Here is a 23813-nt window from a genome sequence, read left to right as displayed (position 1 = left end):
TACCCCCCTTACCCGCGAGGCACTCCAAGTACAGCAGCCTTAGGAACCCCGAGTCCGCCTAGCCACATTCCTCGAAGTCGGTCGGTTATCGACCAATGGGGCGTCGGATGGGCCACACCCATCGGCTCCACAAATGGTCGTGTCGTCCGCACAATGTCGAATCCCGCCATTTCGAGCATTCGTTGATGGCCAGTCAGCGAGGGAACCGCCCACTGTCCATGGGCGCCCTGAAGAACCAGAGAGGGTTGTCGACCGAGGAGCGATCCCCGGCTTACGTCTACGGCCTCTATCGACAAGAAGTATCGCTCACAGATGCTCCTGATGGCCGCTAGAGCGCGGAACGGGTCGCGCAAGTGGAGCATAAGTGCGCCACAGACCACGACATCGAAGGTGCCGATCCGATCTGGAGACAAGTCATATACGTTGATAACCTCGCGGCGTGCCTGGGAGCCAAGGCATTCGGCGGCCACTCGGAAACCCTTCCCTTTTTCGCCCATCGTGGCCTCGTGGAAATCAGCCCCCGCGGTTTCAGTGCCCGGGAGGAAATCCCATTCCTGATGGCTTCCGATGTCTGTCGCAACCACCTCGGAGGCCCCTCGCCTTTCTAACTCGAAAGCAAAGAACCCGTCCCAAGTCGCGATATCGAGGCACCTCAATCCCGAGACGTCAGGCCAGGGGAGCTTTTGTACTAGGGGCCGGAGGTCGAACCAGCCTGGGGTGGTGACGCCATGCGGCAGGTCTAACGTGTGGTACCAACCACGAACGGACGAGACTGCGTCCTTCACCTGCGGTTCTGATAAGGCGTGGTTTGCGGCCATCTCCACACGATAACTACTTCCCAATCACCAGTCGCGGTGGCTAGCTGCCCGCTGGGTGGCTGTGCAACTGCGACGCCGGGTTTGCGAGCTCCCCCCGGCATTGCCCGCCCGGTTAGGAGGTCTTTTGCATCCAGAATGACATGGCGTATCGACCGTGCACGGGGTCTATGTGGCGCCACAGGGATTCAAACCGACTCTGGTTCGCGCTCTCCTGAGTCAGATACCAGGCAGGGAATCGAAGAGTCCAGCCAGGTTCGTCAGCCAGCAGCATCGATGCGAGCAGATACTGTTCGCCATACCAGCGACCGGTCCAAGAGGGTGGATAGTCCCAAGGTAGGAAGATGTCGTCGATCCCTACAAGCACTCCTGGAGCGAGGCTAGGAAGCACGTCGAGGAAAAAGACGACAGCATCAGAGTTCATAAAGGCTGTATGCGAACCATCCATCACGACAATGTCGCCTGCGCCAAGACCTGTGAATACGCTTAGATCTGCTTGTTCCAGCGGCGAACGTATGACCGTATCGCAGAGATCGTCCACATCGGTTCGCGGCCGGGGATCAAGCGAGACGATCTGTGTACGCAGGGAGTGGTCGGATACTGCACGTCTCGCGAACCTCGTGCTATAGCCCGAGCCGACCTCGACATATTTCTGGGGATTGCGATCTCGGAGAGCCGCGTAAAGGACCATCGCATCCAGGCCGCCCCACCAGTCGTTGTCCCATGACAAATCTCCCGACGAGCCTCGCCCCCCCGGGATGGAAAGAAGGTCATCCGAAACGGACGTGATTGCTTCGATGGTGCCTTCAGATTCTTCTTCTCTGCTTCTAAGTAGGTCGAGCAGCCGGCTATGCGGCGGACAACCCCAGCCATAACGTGCTGCAGGTCGAACTTCGTATTCGAGTACCGCAACCGTTCGAGGTCGATAAGTTCGCCGACCCACAAAGAGAATGAACTCTTCCCACTTGCCCTTGCCCGCGGCGACGGCTAGTCGGACACGGGTTAAGAAGGTGGCGACCATTCAACCCAGACTAGAGGCGACCACGGCGCGCGGCCTGTTAAACGGACGCGCCTGCTCGGCCGCCAAGATGTGAGACACAGGATCCCGGGCTGTCGCCGGAAAGGCCGCGGATTCAAGTTGCTGACGACCGAAGACGTCTGCCCGCCCGTGCGACGAACGCGCTTACGTGGTCCAAGCCACGAGCCAGACGAGCTGACTTCTTGGTGCTTGGCCACTGATATTTTCGCCATAGATCGCGGTACGGCATTCCAGCCCCTAGGCCGAAGCCTGCCCAATGGACCAGGAACGCCGGGTCTCCGGACTTTCCCTGAAGGATCGGTCGCCCTTCGCTCAATGCAATTCGAAGGGGAAAAGTGTCGCCAGCCCATAAGAAGCCTCCACCTTCCATCACTGAGGAGAAGGTGTCGACCTTCACGCTCTGTCGGTAGAGGCTCCAATTGACGAAGCTCTGCTCACCATCGAGCACGAGCTCCTGTCGCCGAGGCAAGATCTCCGTCCCGAGCCGCCGGAATAGATCGAGTGAAAAGAGGCCGCGTCGGGACGCCCACGCGCCGGTGTTGATACCCGATTGGTATCCTCCAGCCCGGACTTCGGCTTGCAGCGGAGCTGACGTGTAGACGCTGTCCCACGCGGTCGGGTGCGCAAACGCGAAGTCGCACTCACGCTGGTCAAGCGTGGCGATCAATCGATCGACCTCAACTGTCACAATGATGTCAGCATCCAGGAAGATGAATTGGTCGAACGGGCCCCAGAAGCAAGCCAGTTTCCTAAAGGTCCCTGGTACGAGTCCGGTGCCCATGAGAAGGGACCGACCCAACTCGTCCAGGTCCTCTAACCCGGGGCCCGAGTGGATGGCGAAGTCATATGTGCTCGCCATGCTCATGACTCCATCGATTCGGTCATCGAAAGGGATGAGGCGTAAGGCGATGCCGGGATTCCACGCCCGCAAACTCTCCAAGAAGGCTCGAACCCACCCAATGTATGGATCGTTGGCAAGAAAATAGATGCCCCGAGACGGACTCGTCACTCACTTCCCTTTGCGTCCCCCAAAACAATTATCATACCCTCCGAACTCGCCTTTTCGCGCCAGTTAGGCGCGATCGTGTAGTGAACGTCTCATCCGGCTGTGCAGCTTCGTGGTCAAACGTTTGAGTAGACAAGCCTGAGCCACAAAAGCCGACTTTGAGCCCGGCTCGTCCGGGTCAGGGTGCTAGGTTCGGCCATCGCCCTCACAGGTCGGTCGATATGCTGCTCCTTGGTTCTTTTTTCGTCGCCGTAAGTAAGTCGTAGGGTCGGGTCCAACAAATTTCTTCTCAGGCAGCTCTCCGGGTTGGGGACGATGCTCGTCTTTCGGCGCTCGAAACGATCGCGTGTTCAGTTGCACCAGGTGCTGGTGGGCTGGGCCGCCACTTTGATGAGCTCATCCAGTTCGCCGAATCACGGTTCTCTTCCTTCCGCTATATCTCTCCCGGGCCTCGGTTTCCATCAGACCGCTCACATGTTCCTGCAAGCCATTCGATTCCGGGAGCCAACTATCTCGGTCGGATACCGAGTGCTCGGGCGTACGCCACGTTTATACGTATAGCGGCTACCAACTTCGACCTTGCAGCGTCTCGAAAGATAGTTCCCTCATCCGATGGATTTACCGGATTCGCAAGCCACGCCTTGTTTAGCCTCCGCAGAGCCCGGCGAATTGGGATCTCACACCTTGGTCTCGTCGCCCCGAACAGCCACGTCGACAACCTCTGGAGGCAGCAGAACCTTGCGCGGTCCCTCTATCCCATCGATAGAGGATGGCTAACTGATTCCCTTAGGAAGCGCACGATAGAGGAATACAAACTCGCCGATGTGATCTTCATCAGCTCGGAGTATCAACGGTCTACATTCGTCGACTTCGGAGTAAATCCTGACAAGCTGGTAAGGATCGATCTCACCCCCGATCCACGCTTCACAAAGCGGAATTCTCTGCCGTCCGACGACACCTTCAACATCGCCTACGTGGGCCGATTCGACCTTATCAAGGGGATACCCGTCCTGCTCGACGCCTTCGAAAAGGCTGCCGATGACGATTGGCGGTTGACTCTCATGGGTCAGTTCTCGAGCCGTGGAATACGCAAGCACATCGAGACGCGGATCGAGCGCGATTCCCGCATCCGACTGCTGCCATACTCTGACCCGCTTCCGCTCCTACAACGCGCCAACGTGTACGTGCATCCCAGCTTTGAGGATGGATTCGGATATGCACCCATGGAGGCTCTGGCCGTCGGAGTGCCCGTCATAGTCACGGATCAGACGGGCATGTCCGAGTACGTTCAGGAAGGCATCAACGGGTCGGTAGTTCCAGCTGGCGATGCCGAAGTTTTGGCTGATCGCCTGCTCAGCTTCCACACATAGGCCCGGGAACTGACCCAGACCTAACTGTGCAGCCCGACCGGGGTCACGTGAGTTTCATTGCTATCCGGCCGGTGTAATCGGAACGGGCCAGGAATACGGGTGTCTCCACCTCGTCGAAATATTGATCCACAGCCTTGCGGCAGCCGTCCCAATGGCCATAGTCATCGATGATGAGAATCCCAGCCTTCGCGACCCGGGGGTATAGGTGAACTAATTCGTGCCATGTGGACTCGTACCAATCCGTATCGAGTCGTAGCACGGCGATCGGTTCCGGTGCGGCCCCGGGCAGAGTGTCTTCGACTCGACCTCTCACGAAATGGACTTGGTCGACCGGATATCCGCTGCCGAGAATAAGGGAACGCACATCATCGAAGTTGAACAGATCCGGGTCGAAGGCCCATTCCCAAGGAATCCGGCCGGCCGATTCACTGGCTGTCCAGGTTTGCAGCGCGGGCAAGTCGAACGTGGATGTGTCGCGCTCAGACGGCCGCGTCATGCCCTCAAACGTGTCGAAGAGATAAATGGCTCTATCATCGACGCCTGCCTTTTGGAGGGTGCGAATCATCGCCAAGACTGAACCGCCACGCCAGACGCCGCACTCTACGAGCGCGCCAGGAATGCCCCGCTGAACCACATAGGTAACTGCGTCCATCGTCGCCAGAATCCGCGCTGGACTGGTCATTGTGAAGGGACGAACCTCGTCAATTATCCTTCGTTCCCAGTCTTCTAAGGCATGCCCCGTCTCGTCGGGGGCTGGAATGGGCGCTCTCGGACCAGTCGTTTCAGGACGTTTCCGAACCTCTTTGGCGACTCTTAGAATCCCGTTGACTCGCGCGCGAAGGCTCTTATGAGACGCCTCGCCTGAGCTGCCGATAAGGTAATCTTTGTGAGGTGGGGACACTCGGTCGGGTTGGTCGGTCATTTGCTGTAGCTCGTTGCGATCCGTCTCGATTGCATGCTAGGGGCTCAGGTGACCAATGATCACCTCAATGGGCCCGGCGTTGAGGAGCGATCGCCCAGCGACGACGATTTCTTGACCTTGCGGGCTGAAGCTGGCCGGTACCACGAATATCGGCCGGAGGTTCACTCTCAGGCCCGATCCGCTCCATACCGCTATGTTGCTGCTGAGCTGGAGAAAGCCGTGCGGGATCTTGCCGTCCCGGTGGCTCCCGCAGGATCTCGCGTGCTCGATTACGGATGTGCAGAGCAGCCGTACAGACAACTCTTTGGCGCTGGGGTTGACTACACGGGCGCAGATCTCGACGGCAACGCCCTCGCCGACGTGCGGTTGAATGACGACGGGACCATCCCCTTGGCCGGCGCCCAATTCGACTTGATCCTTTCCACCCAGGTACTCGAGCACGTAGCCGATCCCGAGTTGTACGTATCGGAATGCCACCGCCTTCTGAAGCCGGGGGGTGCCGTGGTCATCACGACCCATGGCATCATGCACTACCACCCCGACCCTGAGGATTACTGGCGCTGGACGTCCGCTGGACTGAGGAGCCTTCTAAGTCGAGCAGGTATGTCTGGAATCGAACTGCGAGGGATTATGGGTCTGGCGCCCACGGCGGTTCAGCTCTTTCAGCAGGCGACTATGTTCAAATTGCCCCGGGCACTTAGACGTCCCTACGTCGCGGGAATGCAAGCTCTCGTAGAGCTCTTTGATCGTCCCTACTCTGATGGAGCCCGAATCGCCAACTCTCTGGTGCTCGCTGCTAGAGCGAAACGGCCAGAAGCCTAGGAACGATGAGGCGTATTCGAGATGCAGCACGCCCGCTGGTCGGCACCGCTGTCGATCGTGTGGCTGCCGCCGCGACGCGGTTGATACCGGGGGATTCCAGGCTCCGCCCAACCCTTCGGGCAGTTCGGCATCGTTTACCAACTGGCAGGCCGACTGAGCCACTCACGTGCCTGATGTATGAGTTTGCCAACCTTTACCCACATGCGCTCTTTATGCAGATTGGCGCCAACGACGGGAGTAAAGGCGACTATCTGGAAACGTATGTCCAAACCCGTGACTGGAGGGGCGTCCTAGTAGAGCCGATCCCCTACGTATTTGCCAGTCTTACGAGACGGCACGGATCCAACCCGAGACTCACCTTGGTTAATGCAGCCATCTCGGATCACGACGGAACCGCCAGTCTCTATTACCTTCCTAAGGACGAGGACGACAATCTGCCGCCCTGGTACGACGCCCTTGCCACGTTTCGGAGGGACGTCCTTCTCACGCACACTCCTTGGATTCCCGATATCGAATCGAGGATCGCGACGATCGATGTAACCACTTTGACATTTGACTCCTTGTGCAGGAACCGTGGCATTGAGCGATTGGATCTGATCCAGATAGACACTGAAGGATATGACTACGAGATCATCAGACAGATCGATTTGGACAGATATCGTCCAGCTTTCATTTTATTCGAACACTACCATTTGAGACCGGACGAGCGTGATTCATGCCGATCATCTCTCGAGCGCCATGGCTATCTAACCATCTCCAACTTCATGGATACCGTGGCGATCCTCGACGACCCTAGCGACAAGCGCAGTGTCCGCCTGGTCAAGTTGTTAACGAAGCTTCGCGATGACAAACCAATCTGAGCGTCCGCGATGCCCGTGATCTCGCATAGGAAGATCGGTAGCCTGCTGAACGGGACGCTCAATCGTTTCGGATTGGAAATTCGCCGCCTGTCCTCCGCAGGGGTTGAGCCCGGTCGCCCGCCGGACATTCGTGACGGCACGTTCGACCACCGTTTTCACGCAGACGAGTCTTCGTTGCCGCTCGGCGCGGCTGAGTACTTAAGGGCCGATAACCAACGTCTGCGATATCTTCGAGAGTTATATGCGCGGCTCGACTGGCCGGTTTGCGAGCACTCACGGTGGCGGGATGAAACCGTTCGCGGTTGGTTGAATCTTAAGTACTTCCGCGGCGACAACATCATCGTCTGGCATTACCGCGAAGACCCGCAATATAACGGTCCAGAATTTACTCGTTTGTTCTACTTCACCTACCTTCGTTATGTTCTCGATCGCGGAGGTAGCGAGCTTGTAGACCGACTCGGAGAGGATGGGGCTTTTGGCTGCTGGACCTACGACTTTCCCGGTTATCCCCGTTGCAGTCGAGATTTGCTTGATTCTGTCAATGAGCTGCTATTCCTGGACAAACACCTATCGGTCATTAGCAGAAAAGCATTTCGTATTCTGGACATAGGTGCTGGCTACGGGCGGTTGGCCCACCGAGCGAGCCAGGCGATAAATGGTCTGTCGGACTATTGCTGCGTCGACGCGATCGCAGAAAGCACGTTTCTTTGCGAGTTCTATCTTGGATTTCGGCAGATCTCGCCACCGGCGCGGGTGAAGCCACTTGACGAGGTTCCGTCGCTTGAAGAAGGCGCGTTCGACCTTGCCGTCAATGTGCACAGCTTCTCTGAGTGTCGACTCGACGCGATCGAGTGGTGGATGTCCCAGGTGGCCCGTCTCGGAATCCCGTACGTATTCGTGGTCCCAAATGAGGCGAGCGGTTTCTTGACTACCGAAGGAGACTCCACTCGCAAGGATTACCTGCAGACGATCGAGTCCAACGGGTATCGATTGATTGCCGAAGTCCCAGCGATCGAGGATGTCGGCACCAGGGATGTGCTCGAAATCCATGACCGTTACTGCTTGTTTGAGCGGAGATAGATGGTTGCTGGAGTGCCAGGCGCACGGGATCGGATTGTCGTGGTTTTGGCCTTCAACGAGAGTTACCTCGCCCCGGCGTCGACCGTTATCCGCTCATGCCTGCTCCAACATGAAGGCGAGGAACTCCGATTCGAAGTCATACACGATGAGAGCCTTTCGAGCCCAGACCTCAAGATGCTCGAAGAAATGTGCAGGGTGGGTGGAGCCGAGATCAACTTTCATCTGATGGATGAAGGACGTCTTCAGGGTCTACCGGTCATTGATCGGTTCGGACTGATCGTGTGGTCGCGCTTATTTCTCCCCGATCTGTTGCAAGACACGCCGAGAGCGCTGTACCTCGACTGCGATGTGCTGGTCCTGTCGTCCCTTCGTCCGCTTTGGCAAGAGGATCTTGGGACATCCCCATTGGGTGCCGTGGCCAACGTTGTTGAGCCCGCAGCTAGAGACCACATCGCGCGTATGGGTGTGAGCTATCCGGGAGGTTTCTTCAACAGTGGCGTAATTCTGTTCCAGCTTGATCGCATGAGGGAGGAGCACTCCACGGCTGAGCTTGTGAACTTCGCCGTTCAGAATGGTCGCAAGCTTGTTTGGCCTGATCAAGACGCACTGAACGTGGTTTTCAGTGGGCGATGGCACTCGTTGCACCCTCGGTGGAACGCCCAGAACAGTTTGTGGAGTTGGCGCGATTGGGCGATCGACGTCTTCGGCGCGTCCACCGTCGACGAGGCTGTAAGCGATCCGGCGATCCGCCATTTCGAGGGCCCCAGTGTGGCTAAGCCCTGGCATTACCTATGTCCCGCTCCGCACAGAGACGCCTACCGTGAAACGCTCGCCCTGACCCCGTGGGCAGACGAACCCCTGCAAGATCGGACGGTATCGACAATGGTCGTCGCCTTGCTGCCTGGCAGCTGGCGTTTGGGCGTATACCGCCGTCTTGTGGAAACACGATCTTCCATCCGCTCGCTCGTTGAGAGGAAATGCACCGACGACAGTGCGTTTGGTCGCGCCTGCATTCGCTTCAGCGCGTCCCGGCGCAAAACGAAACGATAGGTTCGGATCGCCTACCCAAGCGTCGCCTACCGATGGCTCCGATGCCTCGGGTCACCTTCCTCGTTGCAGCCGCCATCGCCATCTTCGTCCGGGGAGGCCGTCGAGAATTTCCCGGTAGTCGTCTGTCGTATTCAGGTGTGGGAATGGCTCCGGCGGGACGGGCAGTCCGAGGCGGGAGCAAAGGGGCTCCCAACCGTCGCCCGGTTGCCAGACCACTAATCGGTCGGGAGGGGTAGCCGCTTGAACGGCAGCATTATGCCGGTTGTAGGCTTCGACAGCAGCTTGTTTGCCGACCGGAAAGGGCGCGAAGGTCGACTTCAGAAGGTCATGGACCATTGCGTACCAAGCCCGCGTACTTGCCTGAGGCCGGCGCATCATCAACTCGTTGATCGTCGCATCCAAGCTTCTGAACCACTCAGTACTGTCCCGCATACTCAGCACCACTAGCGCATCAGGGAATCTACGGCTCAGGGGCGACCAGAATGCTGCGCCCGGCCAATCGAGCGTGGCTGTGTAGTCGCGGTAGAGGAACGCCCAGTCCATCGGACGGCCGCGCGCGGCGTCATGCCACAGCGGGATGTGTTCGGGTCGCTGAAACACCTCGTGCATGTGGTAACAAGTCCCGCCGAGTAGGCGCTCGAGGGCTGCTTTCAATGAGGTGGTACCGGTGCGGCCGACCCCGGCACCGATGACTTTGAGTCCGATGCTTCCTCCTCCGCCGCTATCTGCCCATGCGAGTCCCGGGAACCTTAAGAGGTGCCCGGGAGCGGTTCGGGGGCGATGTTCTGAAGACTCGTGACGTTGTGCTGGTGTAGGTCAGCGAATCTCGCCTGAGTTTGCTCTGAGCTCGGCCTCCTGTCCATTTCACGATCTGCCTTTAGTGTGAGGTCCGCGTATTCGCTGAGTTCCAAGCCGGACGCTGTGATCGTGGCTTCGAGATCCGCCCATCCCAAGCTACCTGGACGAGGTGCTATGTAGATGGGAACCTCGCCGACGTTCGTGGCCAGCAGGGTGTGGGCGTTTCGGTCCGCGACGACTACGGAAAGCCGGTAGGTTCCGCCGCCAAGTCGTGCTTTGAAGGCGACTTCCAACTCGACTCTGTCTCCGGGCTTGAAGCGCCGCCATGATTGCCTCGGCTGGGTGTTCATCGCGTAACAGACGATTCCCGATTCCGAGGCTACCTGGAACGATATGGATGGGCTATCGACAGCTTGGTTGAACTGAAGGTCGACCCGATATCGGAGTTCATCGCCCCGGTTGGGGTGATGGGTAGGGCCGTCGGAATTCTCGACGCTCCGCGAAAGCACAGTGACACGATCATCGGCCGCGCCGAGGTCGGTGGACTCTGTGGAGAGGAGCTCGTGATACCGGCCAATCGCGGTTTCGGCCGGAGCGTCCATGACGAGTCGACCCTTGGTGAAGAGAAGGACGCGGGGACACAAAAGCCGTACTGCGTGGAGGGAGTGGCTGACGAGGAGGATTGTGGTGCCGGCACCCTGCAGCTCTCGCATGCGATCGAAGCATTTGAGTTGGAAGCCCAAGTCGCCTACTGCGAGGACCTCGTCTACCAGAAGTATCTCGGGGTCGGAGTGGACCGCGACCGCGAAGCCGAGTCGCACGTACTGGCCGGACGAGTAGAACTTCACAGGCGTGTCTATGAGATCGTCAAGTTCGGCAAAGGCGACGATCTCGTCGAACCGCCGGGCGACCTGACGACGACTGAGCCCGAGAAGCATCCCGTTCACTAGGACGTTTTCCCGGCCGGACATCTCATGATGGAAGCCGACTCCGACGCTGATTAGCGGTGCGATCCGCCCGTGCATCCGAACCCTGCCCTCAGAAGGCCTGCTAACACCCGCACATAACCGGAGCAGTGTCGTCTTGCCGGCGCCGTTCCTGCCGATGATTCCCACCGTTTCGCCCGGTTCGACGGCGAAGCTCACATCGCGGAGAGCCCAGAGGTCGCGCTTCTTGGCGGTGCGCCCGGGGAGCAATGACTTGAGGAGCATGGCCTGCTCCTGGAGCTGCGAATAGCGCTTGCCCACGCGGTCGAGTTCCAGGGAGTACGTCACAGCAGATCCACGAACAGCCGGTCGTGCCGCCTTTGTGCCTCCGCTCCGGCAATAGCGAGCAGGGCCGTAGTACCGACACTGATCAGGAGAGGAACGAGAACGGCTCCGCGGCTGGTGCCCAATGTGGCGAGGTGAACAAGCGCGACTATGCCGGTCATGGGGTTGGCGATCACGAACGGGGCGAAACGGTGGACGAGCGATATCGGGTAGATCACTGGGGTCAGGTAGATCCAGACCATGAGAGCTGCCTGCACGAGGAACTTGACATCGCGGAAGTAGACGTGCAGGGCGGACAGGACAAGGGCAAGTGCCGTTGTAAAGCTGACTAGCAGAAGAAGCGCAGGAACCAACAGAAGCAGGTGGATGCTGTAACGCCCGCCGAGTAACGGAAGGGCGGCCAAGAGAAAGGCGAAAGTGATCGCGAGACCTACAAGGTTCGCCAAAGCCGGGACGGTTACGAGAAGAATTCTCGGAAACCAGACCTTGTCAGAAAGCGACGCGCCGTCGACGATCGAAGTTACTGCGGTGCCGAGGGTTTGCGAGAAGTAAGCGAAAGCAAACATCCCGCTTATCACGTAGTCGGCATAGCCATTACCGCCCGCGGATTTGACGACGCGGGAGAAGATCGCAGCCATTATGAGACCTTGAAAGACGGGGACGACCACGGCCCACGCCAAACCGAGCGACGCCCGCTTGTATCGAGTCTGGAAATCCTTCCGTGCCAACACCATCAGCACATCCAGGTGACGACGCAGGTCGGACAGCCAGGTAAACCTAGTGTCCGGACCGCTGGTCAGTTCGATTATTCGTGGGGCGGCTAGTTCCGACATCTCAGTCATGGCACTGAACCGTGCCGTGGCAGTCGGCCCGCATGGCGCGGCATAAGCCTAAGAGTCCCGCGAGCACTGGCCCCACTAGACGGGTTTCGACGGCGTGCATTGATTGTCCTTCTTGGACGAGTCACAGGCTTCGCATCAGCGCAATGGGGGGTGATTTTATGACCATTCGCGAAGTTTGTGCCAGCACGGCCGCGAACGCAGGGCCGGCTGTTTGGCCTTCAGAGAAAGTCAGCAAGCTCGACCGGTTCGGGCCAGGTGAGGTCGGCCGATCTGAGTATTCGCTCTGCGGTGAATCGCCAGGTGAGCCTCGCGGCCCTAGCTTTTGCCATCCTTCCCAGCGCTGCCGCTGTTGCAGGATCGCTCAGCTCGATCATGGCGCTCAGGAGCGCATTCGGATCCTCCGGATCTACACACATGCCGCCTTCCCCGATGGAGTCTGGCGTCCCACCGATCGTCGTGCCAATGCTCGGGATCCCAGCCATCGCCGCTTCGACGTACACAATTCCAAAGGGCTCGATCAGTGAAGGCATCACGAAACAGGTCGACTGGCGAAATAGCCGCTCAACCGTCGCCCTGGCGTCCTGATCGAGCAACGAGAGCGGTCCGTGTCCGGTGATGCCTGGGTCGTCCAATGGCGGATGGTGCCCCACCACGTCAAGGGTCGCTTCCGGGAATCGCTGTCGAAGTGCCAAGAAGGCGCGAACGACCGAATCGCCGTTCTTCCGGACCCAGTCCCATCCCACGAACAAGAACCGTGGTCTGGACCAATCGCGATCCTCCGGACATGTATGCCCGTGGTTGGGGCCGTACCCAACGATTCGGATCTTCGAATGATGGACGCCGTCACGGATGAGACCGTCGGCGATCCAGCGGCTCGCTGCACAGCAAGCGTAAGCCCCTCGGTAGGCCTCTAGATGCCTGCGCCCAACCCACTCGAGCTGACGGCGAGTGGCACCCGGATAACCGAATGAGCCCGCCCATCGGAGTTGCTCGATCATCCGAGAAGGAGAGATCTCACTCAGAGTCACATATCTCCCTCGAACGAAGCGTCCGTAGGCCCCGCAGAGATGAAGCCACGCGTCGACATCGGCAGGTGTGCTCAGGCGACGGCCAACGGCCGTTAGGCGCGAGAGCAGCCGCATTTCGGGGGTCAAGGTCCACAACGATCGGTTCCCAGTGGAACCTAGACGGCCGCTGAATCGAACCCGATGTACTAGCTTTGCCGGGAACGTATAGGGCGTAGCACTGTGGGTTTGTGCCACACTGACCAGACTTGGGAGTTCCCCCAGGATCGAGTGCGGGACGCCAGACCAGATCGGCCGGTAGTGGGGATCGAACCACCCGGCTATCGCGCCCACTTTTGGTTTTCGAACCAGTTGCCCTGCGACGACCACAACCGGACAGTACCAAGCTCATTCGTCACGATCGGCCTTGCCCACTTGGGCTACTGTCACGCCAATCGTCCCCAGCCCGCAATAGGAGCAAATCTTGGGCGCACCTCAAGTCCAGCAATGAGTGACCTGAAGAGCCGCCTCGACGAATTGTTCTGGTACCACACGATTGATGTCGCGCCGGGCATAACTACCAAGGGCATGTTCGACAACCGCCATGCTCTGTCCATCATTCCCTTCCCTGATCTCCGCGGCAAGCGGTGTTTGGACGTAGGAACTTGTGACGGCTTGTACGCATTCCATATGGAGCAGCGAGGTGCCGCCGAAGTCGTTGCCGTGGACCTTTCGGATCTGACGGACCTCGATTACCCTCCCGAAGTTCGCCACCAACTGGCATACGATCCCAGCCGGTCGCATCTCGGTCCGAGTCGACCCGGATTCGACTTGCTGCACGAGGTGCTCGGTTCGAGAGTCAAATGGCGAGGATGCAACGTCTACGACTTGAATCGAGATGATTTGGGGGTCTTCGACGTGGTTGTGGTCGGCAGTCTCCTACTTCATCTCCGCGATCCGGTCCGTGCCCTTAACGCGGTCCGCGGCGTAGTTGGAGGCCAGCTGATCGTTGCCGACTACGTACACACTCCACTCATGGTCCGCTCTCGCCGACGCCCCCTGTTCGAATTGAGGGGGGAGGGTCCCGACTTCCAGTGGTGGGTGGGAAACGACCGGGGTAATCGTCAGCTACTGCAAGTCAGCGGATTCAATATCGAGAAGGTATCCCGTTATTTTGTACTGCGCTTTGGACCGGAATTGGATAAGGAATATGTTCCTAAGCTTGGGCTGAGGGAGACTGTCAACGCGGTAATCAATGGCGCGCTGACCGGTGATCGCCGCAGGGGTCATCTTCACCGAGCCTATCGTTGCCGGCCGCGGTTCTGATTGCGTTCAGCTAGACGCCGGCGTACGCGGTCCAACCGGATATACGCCTGGATCCGGGCCTCGGGGGGGAACCACCGGACGAATCGGGTTGCTGCAGTCTTATCCTGTAGCGGAGTCCCTGCCCATGGAGTTTGGGCCATGACGGCTCGGTAGTGCTTTCGCCCTGGATACGGGCACAGATAGTGCCACGGCTTGCTGAGCCCCGGCCCCTCAAAGTGACGGATCGCCGGACGGATTTTTGCCTCTTCGAGTGGGACCCGGCCGAACACGTCGGTTGCCCATTCGTCCCAAGCCCAAAAGCTGTTCTGGGCATTCCACCGAGGGTGGAGGGGAAGCCATCGGCGCCTGAAGACCAGATTTAGGGCGTCCTGGTCTGGCCAGACCAGTCTGTCGCGATGATCGAAGGCAGTTTTCAGCAGCTCCTCGGCGGAGCGGTCAATCCGCATCCGCTCCAGATCCATGACCAGCACACCGCTGTTGAAAAACCCGCCCGGGTATTCGATTCCCATGGATCTGACATGCGGCCTTACGGACGGTTCGACGACGTTGGCGACGGCAGCTATCGAGGTTGAGTCAAGAGGAACACTCCATAGATCTAGCAACCCGGACATAACCAGAGTGTCGGAGTCAAGGTAGATGACTCGAGTCCTGTCGAGCAGGAGATCGGGGATGAAGAACCGCATCCAGACGACCGTCCCAAAATGTGGAGTGGTCGGCAAACCCCGGAGATCGTCACCTGAGACAGTGTGGAAGCGAACCGAGGAATGCTCGCTTTTAGCGGATAGGACTAGACGACTTCGGTCCTCCTCCGACAGTGTTCCGTTGTGGACGATTTCGAAGGACAACGCTATCGAGGGGTTCGCCATGATGCAGGAACGGAGCAACGTCGCCGCCCAAGGCGCATACTGATCGTCGATAGCGACCGCGACGACTATTGGAGCGTCCCCAAGGGCGCTACTCATGAGGCACGATTATGCCGCGATCAACGATTCGCCAGATGGTTGCCGTACCACCGGACAGTTTCCGCGAGTGCTCCGTCGAGGGTAAGTGATGGCTCCCATCCCAACACAGATCTCGCCCGCGAAGAGCTAAGAGCCTGAGCTGGGATCTCGTTCGAGGCGGATGAACGAATATCAGGCTTGAACGAGGTTCCCGCCGCAACTTGCAAGCGGTCGACAACTTCCAATACCGACAAGGGTTGTTCGAGCGAGAAATTGAAGGCCGCTCCCGCGAGTGCGGGGTCCCCGGCCAGGGCCTCTGCCAGCATCAGGTACGCGCGAACGGCGTCTGCCACGTAAAGGTAGTCGCGGACCATCTTGCCATCGGAACGGATTACGGGACGCCTGCCTTCGATCAGAGATCTGATGGTTCCCGGGATCAGGCGTCCCCAGTTCAAATCGCCGGGCCCGAAGATGTTCCCACAGCGCGTAATCGCTACCGGCGAGGCGTAGCACTCGGAGTATGACATCGCGATCAGGTCCGCGCAGGCCTTTGAGACGTCGTACGGGTGGACTGCCAATAAGGGCATGTCCTCCGTATACGGAAGGCGATCCTGAGTCCCGTACGCCTTGTCGCTGCTTGCCATGACTATCTGGCGAACGTTGGGCGATCGGCGGGCCGCCTCTAGGATCGTCCAGGCTCCTCGGATGTTGGTTTCGAAGGTCGAGGAAGGGTTGCGATTTGCGACTCCAACCTGTGACTGAGCAGCGAGATGGAATACGGTCTCGATCTCGTATTCGCCCAGCACCCGTTCCATCAGCAAGAGATCTTGGACGTTGCCGTGAACCACAGAAACGCGTCCCGACCAGGCATCGATGACGGACGTAGGCACTATTTCGTCACGACGAACGGTCACGACGGAACTCCCGAGCCGCACCAGCGATGCGACGAGATGCGATCCGAGGAATCCGCTTGCACCCGTAACCGCGGTCGGCCTCTCGAACCAGAACGAACTTGAGGGCTGCCAGGCTCCATCGGTGTTCACACCGGTTGCAGTCATCGGGTACCCGCTCGCATCTTTACCGTCCGACGAAAGCCACGTCCTGGACGCACCCGCGTTCCCGCCCGGCCTGTCGAACCCGAGAAGCAGCCCTCAATCATCGCAAGCATGCGAGCACGGGAGCGTAGTGCAGCCCAAAGCGCCCGTTTGATAATTGACATCGGCGCTACGATCCACGGGATGTCGTCGCAATCGCGAACCTGGTACCACACGATCGAACTACCCGACGGATCAACAACGCCGGGATGGATCGATACCAGGCCCGTAGCCCCGCTTATTCCTTGGCCGGATTCCGTAAGGGGCGGTCGCTGTCTCGACGTCGGGACGTTCGATGGATACTGGGCGTTCGAGATGGAACGCCGGGGTGCCCGGGAGGTCGTGGCGATAGACGTCGATGACCCCGAGGGGCTCGACTTCGTTCTCGATATGAAAACTGCGGGTCCGGAACTTATTCGGGAAATCGGCGCCGAACGAGGGCCCGGGTTTGCCACAGCGAAGGCCGCCCTGGGGTCCGCGGTTAACCGCCGCAACCGGTCCGTATACGAGTTGGATCCTGCGGAGGATGGTCGATTCGATGTGGTCTTCTGCGGGGCGATGCTGCTGCACCTTCGAGACCCCGTTCTAGCTCTCGAGAAGATTCGCGATGTTTGTGCTGGATCACTCGTTCTGGCTGAAGCAATAGATCCACTGCTTGAGATAGTCGCTCCGCGTTATGCGAGCGCGGCGGTCCACCCCTACGAGGACCAATGGTGGGTGCCCAATAGTCCTGGCATGGAGAATTTTCTCTCGATGAGCGGCTTCGACGTGGTCCGTCGTGGAAAACGATTTCTCTTCCCTTACGGTCCAGGAGGCCCGAGTAAGAACGACCACTCGCTGCTGACAGGGATAGCCGCCCGCAAGCCTGGGCAAAGGGGCATCCTCGGGCGAGGCTGGCTGGCAAGACCGCGGCCGACATGATCGAGCACTCTCAGTGACTGAGGAGGACGGCTCGAAAGCCCCGAGAGATCCTCTTGAACGTCATCGCACGCTCAGTAAGGAGGCGGTTCTTTCCCGGAACGAGGGCGCAATAAAGAACCTCTACATCGAGCTCGGACGAGACTTCTGGGAGCGCATCGGCGAGGGCCCGGACTATGACGTCCCGGTCCTATCCGCCCCCGAAACGATGACAAAGGTCGTGGAGGGGCTCGATCAAACCGACGGACTCATCCTCGATGCAGGTTGTGGTCCCAACCCTGCGGTTGCCATGGAGTTGGCAAGCCGAAGATCACGCTCGGTCGTAATCCTCGACATCGGCTGGGGCATGGTGCGAACTGCGCAAGCGGTCGCGGCCTATCGCGGACTGACTTTGCTTGGAGTGGCAGGAGACGTAGAACGGCTTCCGTTCCGCAGTGCCGTCTTTGACGGGCTCGTATGTGACGACACGATCGAGCACCTCCCGAACGATCAGGCAGGGGTGTGCGAGCTTGCGAGAGTGCTTCGTCCGGACGGGTGTGCGCTGCTGGCTACGCCGAACCGTCATAGCGCGCCGATCGTGAGAGCCAAGCTGAAGGACCGTCTGGCAGGCGTCCGTCAGCCGCGATCTGAGTACTTCGTTGCATCGAGCCACTTGCGCGAATACACCTGGCAGGAGTTCCAGCGCTTGGTCAGACGGGCTTTCGTCATTGACCGCCGGCGTCCTGTCGGCTGGAACGTGGGGCGTAAGAAGCGGGCTCTGAGCCGAGTTCTCTGGCTCCCTGGGCTTTTCAGAGTTAGTCAGATGATCGTTCTCCAGTGCCGCCCTCAGCCCGCAACCAAGAGTGAAGCGGCACCAAGCAAGGCAAGAACGATGCGTTGATCGTTGGTTCAGCCCGTCAGGTCGCGCGATCGCTCCATGACCAACCTGGCGGCGTTTCGCCCCGAGGCAATGCAACTCGGAATTCCAATGCCGCGATAGGAGGAACCGGCCAGCGCGACGGTGGGTAGGCGTCGCCGCAGAGCCCGATCCACGGCCTCAACGCGGCTGGTGTGTCCTGGAAGGTATTGGGGAAATGCACTGGGCCATCGGGACACGCGGGCCTCGAGCGGATCGACTGAGCGCCCGAGAGCTTGCCCCAATTCCTCAATGAGCCGACCGGTTAGTTCGACATCGTCGAGCTTGAGGGCGGCTTCATCTCCGTACCTGCCCGCCGAAAGCCGAACAACAGCTCGCCCTGGATCGCCCCACTGGGGCCACTTGTTGGAGCCGAATGAACATGCGGTCAAGAGTTGATCGGTCCCCCGAGGTACGAGGAACCCGTTCACTTCATCGGGGGCTTCGAGGTCGCTGAACGCAGCCGTCACCAAGGCCACAGACGCGGTCGGCAAATCGGCAAGCGGCGCCATCTCGTCATGCCCTCTTCCCAGAATCGCGGCGGCCGTTCGCGCGGGCGTCGCCACGACCGCGCCGTCAAACGATTCGCCGGTAGGCGTCAGCACGACCTGACCGCCAAGGCTTGAGACCGAGTCGACCGCCTCCGAGATGAGCAAGACGCCGTTCGACTGTAAAGCGTCGATGAGCGCCTCTACGAGTCGCCCCATGCCTCCGACCGGAGCTTGAAAAAGAGGCCCGGTGTCCACTTGTTCCGTCGACCTAAGTCCGCGCATCAGACTGCGAGAGCGTTCTGCGACGGCGACCAGCTGAGGCACGACCTCGGCCGCGCCGAGGTTCCCGGTCCACCCAGCATTGATGGTGCCAACGAGCGGATCGACCAGTCGGTCGGCAACTTCATAGCCGAAGCGGTCACCAATCAGTTCGCGTACCGTTAACGCCCTCGGGTCTCTGCGGCGTGGGAGCACCAGATCGAGGGCGGCGCGAGCAACCCCGCGTGGGGACAGGATGCCGCTGCCGACAAGGCTTGGTAACTGGCTGGGAACCCCTACGACGAGCCCATCTGGTATCGGGCGCAAATGTCCGTCCCACCACAACAGCGTGCTCCCGGCGCTCGGAGCGACCAACTCCGAATCGATTCCGAGTTCTCGAGAAAGACTTACGGCCCCAGGAACCCGAGTTATGAACGAGTCGGCTCCCTCGTCGACTGGTTTGCCGCCGAAGGAGCTGGTTCGAATGCACCCCCCCAATGGCCCTGGTTCGAAGATCGTCACTTCGGCGGAACCTCGCAACTCCCAAGCTGCCGCGAGACCGGCGATCCCTCCACCAATGACGGCAATCTTCAAGCTGCGGGTCTCCAACCATGGCAATAATCGACCAGTCGAGTTAGTACGTCTGGATCGCTGTCTGGCAATACACCGTGTCCAAGGTTGAAGATGTGTCGTCGGCCGCCGCCCTCGATCAGCGTCTCCTCGGCCAACGACCGCGTCGACTCCCAGCCGGCCACAATCGCCGCCGGATCCAGATTGCCTTGCAGGCTGACGCGGGGACCGACCCGTGTCCGCGCCGTTGAGAGCGGGACTCGCCAGTCAACGCCGACCACGTCGGCGCACGCATCGGCCATCAGGCCCAGCAACTCGCCCGTGCCGACCCCGAAGTGGATTCGCGGGACGTCGAGGTCGGCGAGTCCTTCAAGGATCTTCCGCGAGAACGGAAGGACGTAGCGGCTGTAGTCAGCCGGGTTGAGCGCTCCGACCCAGCTGTCGAAGAGTTGTACAGCCTGGACGCCGGAACCGATTTGAGCGCGCAACAACGACAGCGACATGTCTGCCAGCCGATCAAGCAGCTCAGCCCAGAGCGAAGGAGCCGAGTACATCAGCGTCTTGGTCTTTGCGTGATCTCTGGACGGGCCACCCTCGACGAGGTAACTCGCAACGGTGAAGGGAGCTCCGGCGAATCCAATCACGGGCACCGGAGACTCCTGTGAGAGCAACCGCACGCTCTCCAAGACGTGGGGCACGTCTTCCTCGGGATCGAGCGGACGGAGTCTGTCGAGGTCGGCCGAGGAACGGAAGGGTCGCTCGACGACAGGTCCCACCCCGTGGGCGACGTCAACTCCGAATCCGACGGAGGCGACCGGCACGATTATGTCGGAGAAGAGGATCGCAGCGTCAACGCCATATCGGCGTACTGGCTGCAGGGTCAGCTCGACGACCAGGTCTGGCCTCTTGACGACGTCCAGGATGCTGTCGGAACCTCTGAGGGCCCGATATTCAGGCAGCGCCCTGCCGGCTTGCCGCATGAACCACACCGGGACGTAAGGGGTTGGCTTGCCCTGGCATGCCGCCAGGAAGGGGTCGGTGTCGCCGCCTGCCGGTGTCATTGTTGGGAAGCTAGTCAAGGTTTCTCTTTGCGCGGGATTCGTCATTGAGCGTCGAGTGGCTTGCGGAAGTCTTCCCAAGCGCGCAGACTCGTTGGTTCCCATATGACCCACCCGGACGTTCCGGCCGAGCAGGCACACGTGGATCTCGCCTATGAGCGGCTAGCCGCCATGCGGGCCAGGACGGCCGCGATGCTTCAAGACGCTTTCGGAGAGAGGGGCGGCACCTTCCAGGCCGTTACGGAAAGGGACATAAGGGTGCGTAACAGCCTTGGCCGCCTCGAGCAACTCGATATCGGCGACGCATCGCTCGTGTTCGGGCGCATCGACAAGGCCAGCCCAGACGGGCCGGAGGACTTCCACATAGGGCGGCTGGCAGTGTCCGACCGCGACCAAGAGCCGCTGGTGGTCGACTGGCGGGCTCCCATCGCCGAGCCCTTCTACCGGGCAACCGGCGCCCATCCGATGGGTCTGCGTCGCCGGCGGCATCTGCTTACCGAAGGTAGGAGTGTCCTCGACCTGGAGGACGAGTACTTCGACGAAGAGGGGAGCGACTCCGGGGCGAGCCTCGGCCTTTCTGGACCCCAGGTGCTCACCGCCGCCCTCGAGCGTTCTCGTACCGGTCGGATGCAAGACATCGTCGCCACCATCCAGCGCGAGCAGGACGAGATCATCCGGGGCCCGCTCGCCGGCATCCTCGTCGTCCAAGGCGGTCCTGGAACCGGAAAGACCGCGGTTGCTCTGCACCGGGCCGCCTATCTCCTCTACACCCACCGGTTCCCACTGGAAGGCCAGGGCGTACTGGTAGTCGGACCAAACCCGACGTTTCTCCGCTACATCGAGCACGTGCTTCCGTCCCTAGACGAAAACGGGGTCGAGCTTTCCACGGTCACCGCCCTATACCCCGGAACTCGGCCCACCGGAAGGGAAGACGACGACGTCGCCCGATTGAAGGGCGACGTACGGATGGCCAAGGTGATCGCGCGTGCGGTGTCCAATCGCGAGCGGCCTCTCCGTCACACCACTGAGGTCCCCTACGGCTCACGAGTACTCCGGATAACCCCCCGCATGTCGGCCAACATCGTCGCCGCCGCCCGCCGGCGCCCCGGGGGCCACAACGCCCGGCGCCGGGCTTTCGAATCGGTGCTGTACAGAAGCTTGCTGGATCAAGCAGCGCCGAACGGCGAGAGTTCGGATCACGACTTTGCCTCGGAACCGCTGACCGCCGAGGAACTGGGGCGCTCTCTGCGCCGTGAGCCGGCCATGACCGAGGCGCTCGACCGTATGTGGCCGGTTCTGAGCCCCGAACAGCTTCTCCATGACCTATTTGGCGCTACCGCGTTGATCGACCTCGCGGCGCGGGACCTCCTCAGCGCTGAGGAAAGAGCACTGCTTCGCCGGGACCGAGGCGAGCCGAACGCTCCGATCGCGTGGACCGACGCCGACATTGCCCTTCTCGATGAAGCCCTCGCCCTCCTCGGACCCCGCCGGCGGCGGCGCGAGGGTGAAGCCGAGGATCCGATCAGGGCTTTTGGTCACGTGGTGGTCGATGAGGCTCAGGACCTGTCGCCTATGCAGCTGCGAATGGTTGGACGCCGCAGTCTCTCCGGGTCGATGACGGTCGTCGGCGACGTCGCCCAAGCGACCGGGAACTGGGCCCCGGCGTCGTGGGCCCAGGTCGTCGAGCACCTACCCGCCCGGCGCGGGTGGCGCCTCTCCGAGCTCACCGTCAACTACCGGACACCCGCCGAGATCATGGACCTCGCTTCCCGGATCCTGGCACAGGTCGCACCCGGGATGCGTCCGCCCGAAGCGGTCCGAGCCAGCGGCCATCCTCCTCTGACCGTCCCGGTCCCGGCAGGCGCCGATCTCCCGGACGAAGGGTTGGTGGCCGCTTCGGTCGGAGCCCTGAAACGGGAACTCGATTCACTCGACGCCGATCGTGGACCCGGCGCCGGGACCATCGGGGTGCTCGCCCCACCCTCGGTGCTGGACGCTCTGGCAGACGCATTCGAATCCGTGGGCATCCCGGTGGGCCGAGTCGGGCAGGGAGCGCTCGACGAGAGGGTTTCGCTTTTGGGCGTCGAGGATGCAAAGGGCCTCGAATTCGACGCGGTGACCGTGGTGGAACCCGAACGGATCGCTCGGGAGTCTCCGCAAGGCTTGCGATCGCTTTACGTCGCCCTAACTCGTGCGACTCAATCTCTCACCGTGGTTCATTCCGGGAGGCTCCCGGCTGGGTTGGCCGCCGCCCAACCCAGTTCCGCCTGAGGCAATATCAGGGTAAGTTATCCACGGCCACCCACTGGGAAGATGCCTGGTGGTGTCCTGACTGGGGAGGTTTGATGCGGGTTCGAGCGTCCAAGCTCATCGTCGTTGCTGTCGGACTTGCAGGTTTGGTGGTGGCGAGTGGAGGGATGACGAAGGTGTCGGCCAGTGGCCGCCCGACGTCGGCTCTGACCGGAGTCATGATCCGAGCGAAGTCCCACAGCCTCCTTCCCATGCGGGCCGACACGGTCAACAGCCTGAACTGGTCCGGATATGCAGTGACCCCCTCAGCTCCGGTAACCGGAGTCTCATCTACGTTCACGGTGCCTGCAGCTGGCCTCGTTCCTCCCGGGTTCGCCGCGACCTGGGCTGGTATCGGCGGCTTCGTGCCGGGTTCGACCGACCTGATCCAGGCCGGCATCTCCGAGCAATCGCTGCCCGACAACCCGGTCCTCGGTCCGCAATATTTCGCGTGGTATGAACTGCTTCCGGACGGTGAGACGCAACTCACGAATTGCGCCGGGGACCCAAACTGCACTGTCACGCCGGGTGATCAGGTCAGCGTAGACATCACTCAGGCTTCGGGCTCGAACTGGAATATCTCCGTGGTCGATTCTGGGAAGTGGAACTTTTCGAAAACCGTCCCGTACAGCTCCTCACGATCCTCGGCGGAGTGGATCCTCGAGGCCCCGACCCTGGTGGTGTTGCAGACGTTGTTGGCTCCCGTCGGCACCGTGCATTTCGGACCGACCAATAGCTTCACCGCAGGCACCACGCAGACCATCGCCGAAGGAAATCCGACAACCGTGATCCTGTCGCCGGGATTGATAAACGAGGCGACCCCATCGCCGCTCGCGGCGGATGGTCAGTCGTTCAACGACTGCGCCTACGCCCAAACCTGCCCGACTCCCTAGCGGGCAGACAAGGCCAGGCCCCGAGTTAGGAGCCTGGCCTGACGGCGGTCCGGCTGACCATCCGGTTGGCCACGGTCACGAAAGTTGCCCCAGCAACCGCAAGCAGTAGAGCAAGGTCGACACCCGCCAGCACCGGTGCTCCCGTCAGAGGCAACGGCTTGTGCGGCGGGGACGTCGAGACACCCGGGCTTGTCGGCCCCG

Annotated in this window: 21 protein-coding genes; 9 read left to right on the top strand and 12 right to left on the bottom strand. The window is 60.5% G+C overall.

The window, feature by feature from the left end; all coding sequences use genetic code 11:
• Positions 1-8: 8 nt before the first annotated feature.
• The 3 genes from VFZ97_17740 to VFZ97_17730 form a co-directional block, all read right to left on the bottom strand.
• The gene (locus VFZ97_17740; protein HEX6395280.1) at positions 9-818 is read right to left on the bottom strand and encodes a methyltransferase domain-containing protein; all 810 of its coding nucleotides are present in this window, start codon (positions 816-818) and stop codon (positions 9-11) included.
• 112 nt (positions 819-930) lie between these two features.
• Entirely contained in the window at positions 931-1836 is a 906-nt protein-coding gene (locus tag VFZ97_17735; protein HEX6395279.1) for a class I SAM-dependent methyltransferase, read from the bottom strand.
• Between the two features lie 112 nt (positions 1837-1948).
• Entirely contained in the window at positions 1949-2713 is a 765-nt protein-coding gene (locus tag VFZ97_17730) for a hypothetical protein (protein HEX6395278.1), read from the bottom strand.
• 971 nt (positions 2714-3684) lie between these two features.
• Here VFZ97_17730 and VFZ97_17725 point away from each other — a divergent pair.
• Positions 3685-4230: a glycosyltransferase family 4 protein gene (locus VFZ97_17725; GenBank protein ID HEX6395277.1), complete on the top strand. Its 546-nt coding sequence runs from the start codon at positions 3685-3687 to the stop codon at positions 4228-4230.
• Between the two features lie 43 nt (positions 4231-4273).
• On the opposite strand, the gene VFZ97_17720 is transcribed toward VFZ97_17725, so the two are convergent.
• Both VFZ97_17720 and VFZ97_17715 read right to left on the bottom strand, forming a co-directional pair.
• Complete coding sequence (locus VFZ97_17720) at positions 4274-4912, bottom strand: TylF/MycF/NovP-related O-methyltransferase (GenBank protein HEX6395276.1); 639 nt, start codon at positions 4910-4912, stop codon at positions 4274-4276.
• 276 nt (positions 4913-5188) lie between these two features.
• Positions 5189-5671: a hypothetical protein gene (locus tag VFZ97_17715; protein ID HEX6395275.1), complete on the bottom strand. Its 483-nt coding sequence runs from the start codon at positions 5669-5671 to the stop codon at positions 5189-5191.
• A 476-nt stretch (positions 5672-6147) separates the two neighbouring features.
• Between VFZ97_17715 and VFZ97_17710 the strand changes: the two genes are divergently transcribed.
• From VFZ97_17710 to VFZ97_17700, 3 genes are read left to right on the top strand one after another with little or no spacing between them, the layout of a single operon-like run.
• Positions 6148-6834: an FkbM family methyltransferase gene (locus VFZ97_17710; GenBank protein ID HEX6395274.1), complete on the top strand. Its 687-nt coding sequence runs from the start codon at positions 6148-6150 to the stop codon at positions 6832-6834.
• A 9-nt stretch (positions 6835-6843) separates the two neighbouring features.
• On the top strand, positions 6844-7914 hold the full coding sequence (locus VFZ97_17705; GenBank protein HEX6395273.1) for a putative sugar O-methyltransferase: 1071 nt from the start codon (positions 6844-6846) through the stop codon (positions 7912-7914).
• Positions 7915-8964 (top strand): glycosyltransferase family 8 protein, encoded by a 1050-nt coding sequence (locus VFZ97_17700; GenBank protein ID HEX6395272.1) that lies wholly within the window; start codon positions 7915-7917, stop codon positions 8962-8964. It abuts the gene before it with no gap.
• A gap of 749 nt (positions 8965-9713) precedes the next feature.
• Here VFZ97_17700 and VFZ97_17695 read toward each other — a convergent pair.
• The 3 genes from VFZ97_17695 to VFZ97_17685 all read right to left on the bottom strand — a co-directional run bounded on the left by VFZ97_17695 (position 9714) and on the right by VFZ97_17685 (position 12873).
• Positions 9714-11036: an ABC transporter ATP-binding protein gene (locus VFZ97_17695; GenBank protein ID HEX6395271.1), complete on the bottom strand. Its 1323-nt coding sequence runs from the start codon at positions 11034-11036 to the stop codon at positions 9714-9716.
• A complete protein-coding gene (locus VFZ97_17690; protein HEX6395270.1) occupies positions 11033-11875 on the bottom strand; it encodes an ABC transporter permease in 843 nt (280 codons plus the stop codon). Before VFZ97_17690 ends, VFZ97_17695 begins: the two co-directional genes overlap by 4 nt.
• 218 nt (positions 11876-12093) lie before the next feature.
• On the bottom strand, positions 12094-12873 hold the full coding sequence (locus VFZ97_17685) for a glycosyltransferase family 4 protein (GenBank protein HEX6395269.1): 780 nt from the start codon (positions 12871-12873) through the stop codon (positions 12094-12096).
• Positions 12874-13386: 513 nt separating this feature from the next.
• Between VFZ97_17685 and VFZ97_17680 the strand changes: the two genes are divergently transcribed.
• A complete protein-coding gene (locus tag VFZ97_17680) occupies positions 13387-14205 on the top strand; it encodes a methyltransferase domain-containing protein (GenBank protein HEX6395268.1) in 819 nt (272 codons plus the stop codon).
• Here the strand turns inward: VFZ97_17680 and VFZ97_17675 are convergent.
• Positions 14181-15167 (bottom strand): glycosyltransferase family 8 protein, encoded by a 987-nt coding sequence (locus VFZ97_17675; protein HEX6395267.1) that lies wholly within the window; start codon positions 15165-15167, stop codon positions 14181-14183. The genes VFZ97_17680 and VFZ97_17675 overlap by 25 nt on opposite strands.
• Positions 15168-15187: 20 nt before the next feature.
• On the bottom strand, positions 15188-16204 hold the full coding sequence (locus VFZ97_17670; protein HEX6395266.1) for an NAD-dependent epimerase/dehydratase family protein: 1017 nt from the start codon (positions 16202-16204) through the stop codon (positions 15188-15190).
• A 180-nt stretch (positions 16205-16384) separates the two neighbouring features.
• On the opposite strand from VFZ97_17670, the gene VFZ97_17665 reads away from it, so the two are divergent.
• Together VFZ97_17665 and VFZ97_17660 are read left to right on the top strand one after the other, a co-directional pair.
• On the top strand, positions 16385-17161 hold the full coding sequence (locus VFZ97_17665) for a class I SAM-dependent methyltransferase (GenBank protein HEX6395265.1): 777 nt from the start codon (positions 16385-16387) through the stop codon (positions 17159-17161).
• Between the two features lie 13 nt (positions 17162-17174).
• Positions 17175-18038 carry a class I SAM-dependent methyltransferase gene (locus VFZ97_17660; protein ID HEX6395264.1) on the top strand — a complete coding sequence of 288 codons (864 nt, stop codon included), beginning with the start codon at positions 17175-17177 and terminating at the stop codon, positions 18036-18038.
• 8 nt (positions 18039-18046) lie between these two features.
• On the opposite strand, the gene hemG is transcribed toward VFZ97_17660, so the two are convergent.
• Together hemG and hemE are read right to left on the bottom strand one after the other, a co-directional pair.
• Positions 18047-19411 (bottom strand): protoporphyrinogen oxidase, encoded by a 1365-nt coding sequence (gene hemG / locus VFZ97_17655; GenBank protein ID HEX6395263.1) that lies wholly within the window; start codon positions 19409-19411, stop codon positions 18047-18049.
• Entirely contained in the window at positions 19393-20433 is a 1041-nt protein-coding gene (gene hemE, locus VFZ97_17650; GenBank protein ID HEX6395262.1) for a uroporphyrinogen decarboxylase, read from the bottom strand. Before hemE ends, hemG begins: the two co-directional genes overlap by 19 nt.
• A 102-nt stretch (positions 20434-20535) precedes the next feature.
• Between hemE and VFZ97_17645 the strand changes: the two genes are divergently transcribed.
• Both VFZ97_17645 and VFZ97_17640 read left to right on the top strand, forming a co-directional pair.
• The gene (locus VFZ97_17645) at positions 20536-22701 is read left to right on the top strand and encodes an AAA family ATPase (GenBank protein HEX6395261.1); all 2166 of its coding nucleotides are present in this window, start codon (positions 20536-20538) and stop codon (positions 22699-22701) included.
• Positions 22702-22775: 74 nt separating this feature from the next.
• On the top strand, positions 22776-23612 hold the full coding sequence (locus VFZ97_17640; GenBank protein HEX6395260.1) for a G1 family glutamic endopeptidase: 837 nt from the start codon (positions 22776-22778) through the stop codon (positions 23610-23612).
• Positions 23613-23813: the final 201 nt, after the last annotated feature.

The sequence above is a fragment of the Acidimicrobiales bacterium genome, from assembly GCA_036378675.1.
GTDB lineage: Bacteria > Actinomycetota > Acidimicrobiia > Acidimicrobiales > Palsa-688 > DASUWA01.
Note: the sequence above shows the minus strand (reverse complement) of the source record. Positions and strands in the feature narration are given on the sequence as shown.

Excerpts from the sequence above, each read along its gene's own strand:
- VFZ97_17740 (HEX6395280.1), bottom strand. The coding sequence starts at position 818 with ATGGCCGCAAACCACGCCTTATCAGAACCGCAGGTGAAGGACGCAGTC.
- VFZ97_17735 (HEX6395279.1), bottom strand. The coding sequence starts at position 1,836 with ATGGTCGCCACCTTCTTAACCCGTGTCCGACTAGCCGTCGCCGCGGGC.
- VFZ97_17730 (HEX6395278.1), bottom strand. The coding sequence starts at position 2,713 with ATGGCGAGCACATATGACTTCGCCATCCACTCGGGCCCCGGGTTAGAG.
- VFZ97_17720 (HEX6395276.1), bottom strand. The coding sequence starts at position 4,912 with ATGACCAGTCCAGCGCGGATTCTGGCGACGATGGACGCAGTTACCTAT.
- VFZ97_17715 (HEX6395275.1), bottom strand. The coding sequence starts at position 5,671 with ATGGGTCGTGATGACCACGGCACCCCCCGGCTTCAGAAGGCGGTGGCA.
- VFZ97_17710 (HEX6395274.1), top strand. The coding sequence starts at position 6,148 with ATGTATGAGTTTGCCAACCTTTACCCACATGCGCTCTTTATGCAGATT.
- VFZ97_17705 (HEX6395273.1), top strand. The coding sequence starts at position 6,844 with ATGCCCGTGATCTCGCATAGGAAGATCGGTAGCCTGCTGAACGGGACG.
- VFZ97_17700 (HEX6395272.1), top strand. The coding sequence starts at position 7,915 with ATGGTTGCTGGAGTGCCAGGCGCACGGGATCGGATTGTCGTGGTTTTG.
- VFZ97_17690 (HEX6395270.1), bottom strand. The coding sequence starts at position 11,875 with ATGACTGAGATGTCGGAACTAGCCGCCCCACGAATAATCGAACTGACC.
- VFZ97_17685 (HEX6395269.1), bottom strand. The coding sequence starts at position 12,873 with ATGATCGAGCAACTCCGATGGGCGGGCTCATTCGGTTATCCGGGTGCC.
- VFZ97_17680 (HEX6395268.1), top strand. The coding sequence starts at position 13,387 with ATGAGTGACCTGAAGAGCCGCCTCGACGAATTGTTCTGGTACCACACG.
- VFZ97_17675 (HEX6395267.1), bottom strand. The coding sequence starts at position 15,167 with ATGAGTAGCGCCCTTGGGGACGCTCCAATAGTCGTCGCGGTCGCTATC.
- VFZ97_17670 (HEX6395266.1), bottom strand. The coding sequence starts at position 16,204 with ATGACTGCAACCGGTGTGAACACCGATGGAGCCTGGCAGCCCTCAAGT.
- VFZ97_17665 (HEX6395265.1), top strand. The coding sequence starts at position 16,385 with ATGTCGTCGCAATCGCGAACCTGGTACCACACGATCGAACTACCCGAC.
- hemE (HEX6395262.1), bottom strand. The coding sequence starts at position 20,433 with ATGACACCGGCAGGCGGCGACACCGACCCCTTCCTGGCGGCATGCCAG.
- VFZ97_17645 (HEX6395261.1), top strand. The coding sequence starts at position 20,536 with ATGACCCACCCGGACGTTCCGGCCGAGCAGGCACACGTGGATCTCGCC.
- VFZ97_17640 (HEX6395260.1), top strand. The coding sequence starts at position 22,776 with ATGCGGGTTCGAGCGTCCAAGCTCATCGTCGTTGCTGTCGGACTTGCA.